Genomic DNA, 6,293 nt, shown 5'->3' on the forward strand with positions numbered 1-6,293 from the left:
CGACGGCCGCGCGGCGATTGAGCAGCTCACAGGCATAGCCACGGTCACCTACTACGCGCCGGCGACTCGCGACTCGACCGGCTTCGAGTCCTCTGCGTCCATCCTCGCGACGGTCGGCATCGGTGTCGTCAACGTCGTGATGACTATCGTCGCAGTCGTTCTCATCGACCGAACCGGTCGTCGCCCGCTGCTTTCGGTCGGTCTGGGTGGGATGACGCTCACACTCGTCGCGCTCGGCGCGGCCTTCTACCTCCCCGGCCTATCGGGTATGGTCGGTTGGGTTGCCACGGGAAGCCTCATGCTCTACGTGGCGTTCTTCGCTATCGGTCTCGGCCCGGTGTTCTGGCTCCTCATCTCCGAGGTGTATCCGCTGAAGGTCCGTGGGACGGCGATGGGTGTCGTGACCATCTTCAACTGGGTTGCGAACCTCGTGGTGTCGCTTACCTTCCCGGTCATGGTCGGTGCCATCACGAAAGCCGGAACGTTCTGGGTCTACGCGGTGCTCAGTGCCGTGGCACTGGCGTTCACCTACGTGTTCGTTCCCGAGACGAAAGGGCGGTCGCTGGAGGCTATCGAGGCGGACCTTCGCGAGAATATGCTCGGTCAGTCGGATGTGGGTGCACCGGAGGGCGTCATCTCCGGTGACGACGACTGATAGGAACTATCGTAGCCAACCGTCCGTTTCGCCTGTCGGGAACCGACACCGTGTTCTGGTTCCCGAACAGGAAATCGCCGCACCGCTCCGACAATTCCTCTGAATACCGGAGCCAACTAACCCGACCGAGGGTTATTCTTCGACGATACCCGTGAACTCGTCGACGGGCATCACGGAGTAATCGACGCTCAGGGTGTCTCGGGTCGCCCGAATTTTTCCGACGAACGTCGAGATATCCGAGAGCTGTCCTTCGAGGACGAACAGTTCCATGCAGTAGTGGTTGCCAACGTGGTTGTGGAAGTTCGATTTAACAAGTCCTTCGTACTCGTGTCGAAGGCCCATCATTCGCTCCTCGACGGCCGTCGTCTCGTAGTCGAAGATGACCGTGACGACTGCCATCAGGTCGCGGTCTTCGAGTTTCTTGTCTTCGAACTCTCCAAGAAGATTTCGTGCTGCCTCTCTGACGACCTCACTTCGTCCGGTGTAGCCGTGTTCTCCGGCGAACGAATCGATGCGCTCCAGAAGTTCTTCCGGCATGGAGACGCTGACAACGGTCATATATTAAGACAGGCGTATCAATATATTAAACATTGGCATCCGGCTGTGTCGGGTGTTTACCCCTTCGACACCCACCATGACAATTTAAAGTAAATTTGTTGACATCTGTCGCTTCCGGAAAGTTCCCCCAAACACGGGGGTAAGGGCTGTCATGCGATTGATTCTCTTTCAATAACCTCCACAGTTTTCAGCAGAGATAACTAAGACGAACTGTTGATATAGGAGAAGCGACCAGTCACAAATCAGTCGAATCCTCGTATGGCGACAACATCCGAACCCGGACTCTCCGAAACTCGAATCCACGAGGTACTGAGTAACGACCGCCGTCGGATGGCAATCGAATTCCTCCAAGACGGAGACCTGACGCTTCGCGAACTCTCAGAACGGATTGCGGAGGCCGAAACAGGAGAGTCACCTCCGCCTCGAAACATCCGACAGAGTGCGTACGTTTCGCTCCAACAGACACACATCCCGAAGCTTGTCGAGTTGGGAATCGTCGACTACGACGACGAGTCGAAAATCGTTACGCTGGCTGAGGCTGGCGATGTGACGGTCTATATGGAGGTCGTCCCCGAAGGCGAACTGTCGTGGAGCGAGTACTACGCCGCGCTCGCCGCGCTTGGTCTCGTCCTTATGATTGCAGTCGTCGTCGAGGTCCCGATTATCTCGGCAGTCGGTGCACCGGTACTCGCCTCGCTGGTCTTTGCCGTTCTCGGTGGCTCTGCGGTCTACCAGCGGTGGTCACAGGAGAACTAACTACGTGATAATACCGCTCACCGCTGCGTTGCGGGAACACTGACGTTCGGGTTCGCCGCAGGAGAGACCGACTCGCGTGTCGCCGCTATTCGTTTCTACTTTCTGTACCTCGATTCGGTCCTCGTTGTTCTCACTTCTGCGAACTCGTCTATCATCATCGACTGTCGTACCTATCCCCTGAGAATCCCAGACACAATCAAGTAGTCCCGGATAAAATCATTTACTCGAATATGAGTTATCACGTCGTGCTCAGTGACTTTCATATGGTAGACCCAGCGCACCAGCGTCGGGTCCTCGGCGACGTTGCCGAGGTAACCGTCGCCGAGCTCGGGTCGGAAGCGGCACTGGTCGAAGCGTGCCGTGACGTCGATGCAGACGCCGTCGTCACTGACATCAACACGCCAGTCACCGCCGATTCGCTCGCCGAACTCGACCTGCAGGTCGTCGCTCGTGCGGCCGTCGGCTTCGACAACATCGACGTGGACGCGGCCGCAGAGCACGGCGTCGTCGTCACCAACGTCCCCGCCTACTGTACCGACGAGGTCGCAACCCACAGCGTCGCTCTTCTGTGGTCGTGCATTCGTGCGACGCCTTCGTACGACCGCGCGGTTCGCGCCGGCGACTGGCCCGCGACGCCCGGGCGCGACCTCCATCGCATGATGGGCCGGACGCTCGGATTTCTCTCGTTCGGAGCCATCGCCCAGCGAACCGCAGAACTGTGTTCGGGATTCGGCCTCGACTTCGTCGCCTACGACCCGTACGTCGGCGACGACGTTCTCGACGAGTACGGCGTCGAGCGCGTCTCACTCGACGAACTCTACGACCGGGCCGACTATCTCTCGGTCAATGCTCCGGCGACACCGGAGACGCGCGGCATGGTCGATTCGGACGCCTTCGATGCGCTCTCCGACGACGCTATCGTCGTGAACACCGGACGCGGCGAGGTCATCGACGAGGACGCGCTCGCGGATGCCCTCCGCGAGGGTGACATTGCGGCGGCCGGACTCGATGTCTTCGAGAAAGAACCGCTCGCTGCGGACTCGCCACTCCGCGAACTGGAAAACGCCGTTCTCTCGCCTCACGCCGCGTGGTGTTCGGTCGAAGCCAAAGCCGAGGTGAACGAACAGACCGCTTCGGACATCAAGCGCGTTTTCGCGGGCGAAGAACCGACTGCGAAGGTCGAACCGGAGTGGGACTGACCCTGCGCAGTGTTTGACTCGCTCTCAGCAGTAGGTCTCGCGCATCGTTTCGGCGAACAACCCGTCTCTGTCGAACGCGATGGCGACGAGGATGAACTCCGCATCCAGCGGGCGTAAGACGAACACCTCACGGGGTGCGTCGGGTATCTCGGGCGTTTCCGAGCCGTCGGCGTCCGGGGACTCGGTGCTAGCTTCACTGCCGAGTCGGTCGAGAAGCGGGTCGAGCGGGAGGACGCCATCGCTGAACTCGTCGAACAGGTCGCGAGCGCCCGGTTGTTTGGCAAAGGCGTAGAGGACTGCGTTCGGGTCGCCGTCGGTGCCGTACGTGACGCGAGAGCCAATCGCCTCACCGTCGGCGGTCGCTCGCCACGTCTCTCGGGCGGCCTCGAACAGGTCCGTTGCGGCCCCGATAAAGCGGAACCGCGTTCGGTCGACGAGCGACACATCGGCGAATCGCGGGTCGCCGTCTTCCCACATTACGGTCGCTTCGACCTCGTTTCCGGATTCGAGCGACGAGACGGTCTCTGCGAGGTCGCCGTCGTACCCGGTCCGTGGTACGTAGGTCGGAGAAAACGCATCGTCAACGTCGACTGCGACGGTCGGGTCGGCCCAGTCGACGGGTTCTCCGGGGAGTTCGAGCAAGAGGAGTTCATCTCGCTTGCGCGGGCTTCGGTAGACCCTGAATCGACCGACCGTCGTAACCTCCATACCTGCGGGTACTGGGCGAATCAAAATACGCCTGCCGGTCCAGAAAGAGCCAACGAGTGGCTCGACTTCGTCGGTCAGTCGTCGTCGTCAGCGAACGACGCAACCGCACCGCGAAGTCCGGCCTGTGTGTCGGAACCTTGTTCACTGATGCGCCACCCGGTGATTCCCATCAGCACGAGGATGAGCGGCGACAGGAACCCGAGGAAGTAGTAGGGGGCGTACTGGAGCGTCGGAACGCCGAGCACGTCGGCCATGTACGCGCCGCCGGTCCCCCACGGGATGAGGGCGCTCGTCGTCGTCCCGGCGGATTCGATGGCCCGAGAGAGGTTTCTGCTTTCGAGGTCGAACTCGTCGTACAGGCCGCGGAGGCTCATTCCGGGAACGACGAGGCTCATGTACTGGTCGGCCGCGATGGCGTTCATCGCCAGCGACGAGGTGGCCGTCCCGATGGTCAGAGACGTAACCGAGGTAAGAATCCGCCGCAGGTTGTGGGCGATGACGGCGATACAGCCGGTCCGTTCGAGGATGCCGCCGAGTGACAGCGACGCGAGGATGACGGTCATCGTCCACGACGACCCGAGTAACCCGCCGGATTCGAGCAACGAATCGACCGTTTCGACGCCTGTCGACGGCGACGTGCCCGCGAAGGCGACGTTCCACGTGTTGACGAAGGTATCGATGGTGACAGGACCCTGAACGAATAGTTGAGTGAGCGTCCCGACGACGACACCCGCGATGATGGACGGAAGCGCGGGGTAGCCACGGAGCGCGAGCACGAACGTGACGACGAGCGGAGCGAACACCAGCGGCGTCACGGTGTAGGTGCTGTCGATGGCCGTCTGAATCTGCGCGATACGTCCAACTGGGATGTTCCCGCTGGCCGTGAGTCCGAGTGCGGTGTACGCCACGAGCGAGATGACGAGCGCGATGCTCGTCCCGACGCGCATCGTCCGAACGTGGGTCATCAGGTCCGTGTTCGTGACGGCGGCGGCGAGGTTCGTCGTGTCCGAAAACGGCGAAACCTTGTCGCCGGTGTACGCACCCGTCAGGACGGCACCGGCGGTCATCGCATCGGGCATTCCGAGACCCGAACCGATACCGATGAAGGCCACACCGAGCGTCGCTGCGGTGGTCCACGACGACCCGATGGCGAAGGTGACGATTGCCGAAAGCAACGTCGCAACGGGCAAGAACACCTCCGGCGAGAGGAGGTCGAGCCCGTAGTAGATGAGCGCGGGAATCGTCCCCGCCGCGGTCCACGTCGAGATGAGCATGTAGACGACGAGGAGAATGAGCAGTGCAGACATCCCCATGTTGATGCCGTCACGGATTCCCTCCGAGAGCCGAGACCACGACAGTCCCAACCAGTACCGGCCCACCAGCCCGGTGAATATGATACCCCACAGAAGCGGCAGTTGCGGGTCAAGGCCAAGCCAAATGACCCCGACACTCAAGAAGACGAGCATCCCGAGAACGGGAACGACCGCCTGCTGAAGAGAGGGCCGTTCGTCCTCTGGTATGTCATCGAATGTCAGCGGTTCGAACGATAATGTCCCCATTACTGGGACAATTTATCACCGTTCCTAATTTCAATCTATCTGTTTGGCAAAAGGGAATAATAATTACCAATATATTTTGTTCAATTATGCTGACATAGCGTGGGACTCACCGCGAGATTCCCTCACCCTCCTCGTTGACGACTCGTTCGATGTCTTCGGGAGTGACGACGGCGATATCGCCTTCGAGGGTCCGTTTGAGCGACGCTGTCGCGGACGCCCACTGAAGCGATTCGGCGACGTCGCCTCCGGCGAGATACTTCGCGAGATAGCCGCCGACGAAGGCATCTCCGGTTCCGATAGCGTCGTGGGTTTCTGCCTCGTAGACGCCTTGTTCGTACACGTCGCCGTCCGAGAGAGCAAGCGACCCTGTCGCGCCGCGAGTGACGACGACCGTTTCGAAGTCGTAGTCCGCGGCGAGTCCGCGGGCGATAGATTCGGCGTCGCCGTCGCGTCCGAGGACGTTCTCGGCGTCTCGCTGTGCGGCGAAGAGCACGTCAATCGAGTCGAACAGGTCGCGGTACGCTTCTGCGGCCTCTTCGGGCGACCAGAGTTTTGCCCGATAGTTCAGGTCGAAGGCGGTCGTTGTGCCGGCCGATTGGGCCGCTGCGAGCACGTCTGCCGTGGTCTCCCGGAGCGTCTCGGAGAGTGCAGGCGTGATTCCGCTGGTGTAGCACACCGCTGCGTCGCGGACGGCGTCGAGGTCGACTTCGTTCGTCTCCAGCGTCGTCACGGCGGCGTCGGCGCGGTCGTAGATGACGTTGGGCCGGCCGGGCGCGTCCCCGTGTTCCGGGTAATATGGGCCCCGTCGGAGGCCGTCGCCCCCGACGCCGCCCCCCGTATCGGCGCCGTGACTACGTG

At 61.2% G+C, this 6,293-nt stretch carries 7 protein-coding genes; 3 read left to right on the forward strand and 4 right to left on the reverse strand.

The window, feature by feature from the left end; translation table 11 throughout:
• A partial coding sequence (locus tag QT222_RS15355) for an MFS transporter (RefSeq protein WP_491477666.1) occupies positions 1-655 on the forward strand: 655 nt, incomplete at its 5' end.
• A gap of 132 nt (positions 656-787) precedes the next feature.
• Here QT222_RS15355 and QT222_RS15360 read toward each other — a convergent pair.
• Entirely contained in the window at positions 788-1,213 is a 426-nt protein-coding gene (locus tag QT222_RS15360; RefSeq protein WP_004057819.1) for a CopG family ribbon-helix-helix protein, read from the reverse strand.
• Between the two features lie 258 nt (positions 1,214-1,471).
• On the opposite strand from QT222_RS15360, the gene QT222_RS15365 reads away from it, so the two are divergent.
• Together QT222_RS15365 and QT222_RS15370 are read left to right on the forward strand one after the other, a co-directional pair.
• Complete coding sequence (locus QT222_RS15365; RefSeq protein ID WP_004057818.1) at positions 1,472-1,969, forward strand: winged helix-turn-helix domain-containing protein; 498 nt, start codon at positions 1,472-1,474, stop codon at positions 1,967-1,969.
• Between the two features lie 230 nt (positions 1,970-2,199).
• Entirely contained in the window at positions 2,200-3,168 is a 969-nt protein-coding gene (locus tag QT222_RS15370) for a C-terminal binding protein (RefSeq protein ID WP_491477667.1), read from the forward strand.
• A 24-nt stretch (positions 3,169-3,192) separates the two neighbouring features.
• Here the strand turns inward: QT222_RS15370 and QT222_RS15375 are convergent, their stop codons facing one another.
• The 3 genes from QT222_RS15375 to QT222_RS15385 form a co-directional block, all read right to left on the reverse strand.
• On the reverse strand, positions 3,193-3,876 hold the full coding sequence (locus tag QT222_RS15375; RefSeq protein WP_491477668.1) for a DUF6663 family protein: 684 nt from the start codon (positions 3,874-3,876) through the stop codon (positions 3,193-3,195).
• A gap of 74 nt (positions 3,877-3,950) precedes the next feature.
• Positions 3,951-5,435, reverse strand: a complete 1,485-nt coding sequence (gene arcD / locus QT222_RS15380) for an arginine/ornithine antiporter ArcD (protein WP_004057813.1) — start codon at positions 5,433-5,435, stop codon at positions 3,951-3,953.
• 106 nt (positions 5,436-5,541) lie between these two features.
• Positions 5,542-6,293, reverse strand: a 752-nt coding sequence (locus QT222_RS15385) for a PfkB family carbohydrate kinase (RefSeq protein ID WP_491477669.1), incomplete at its 5' end; no start/stop codon positions are given.

The organism is Haloferax sp. s1 (assembly GCF_058382125.1).

Bases quoted from the DNA above. Each gene is read 5' to 3' on its own strand.
- QT222_RS15365 (WP_004057818.1), top strand. From the start codon at position 1,472: ATGGCGACAACATCCGAACCCGGACTCTCCGAAACTCGAATCCACGAG.
- QT222_RS15360 (WP_004057819.1), bottom strand. From the start codon at position 1,213: ATGACCGTTGTCAGCGTCTCCATGCCGGAAGAACTTCTGGAGCGCATC.
- QT222_RS15370 (WP_491477667.1), top strand. From the start codon at position 2,200: ATGAGTTATCACGTCGTGCTCAGTGACTTTCATATGGTAGACCCAGCG.
- QT222_RS15375 (WP_491477668.1), bottom strand. From the start codon at position 3,876: ATGGAGGTTACGACGGTCGGTCGATTCAGGGTCTACCGAAGCCCGCGC.
- arcD (WP_004057813.1), bottom strand. From the start codon at position 5,435: ATGGGGACATTATCGTTCGAACCGCTGACATTCGATGACATACCAGAG.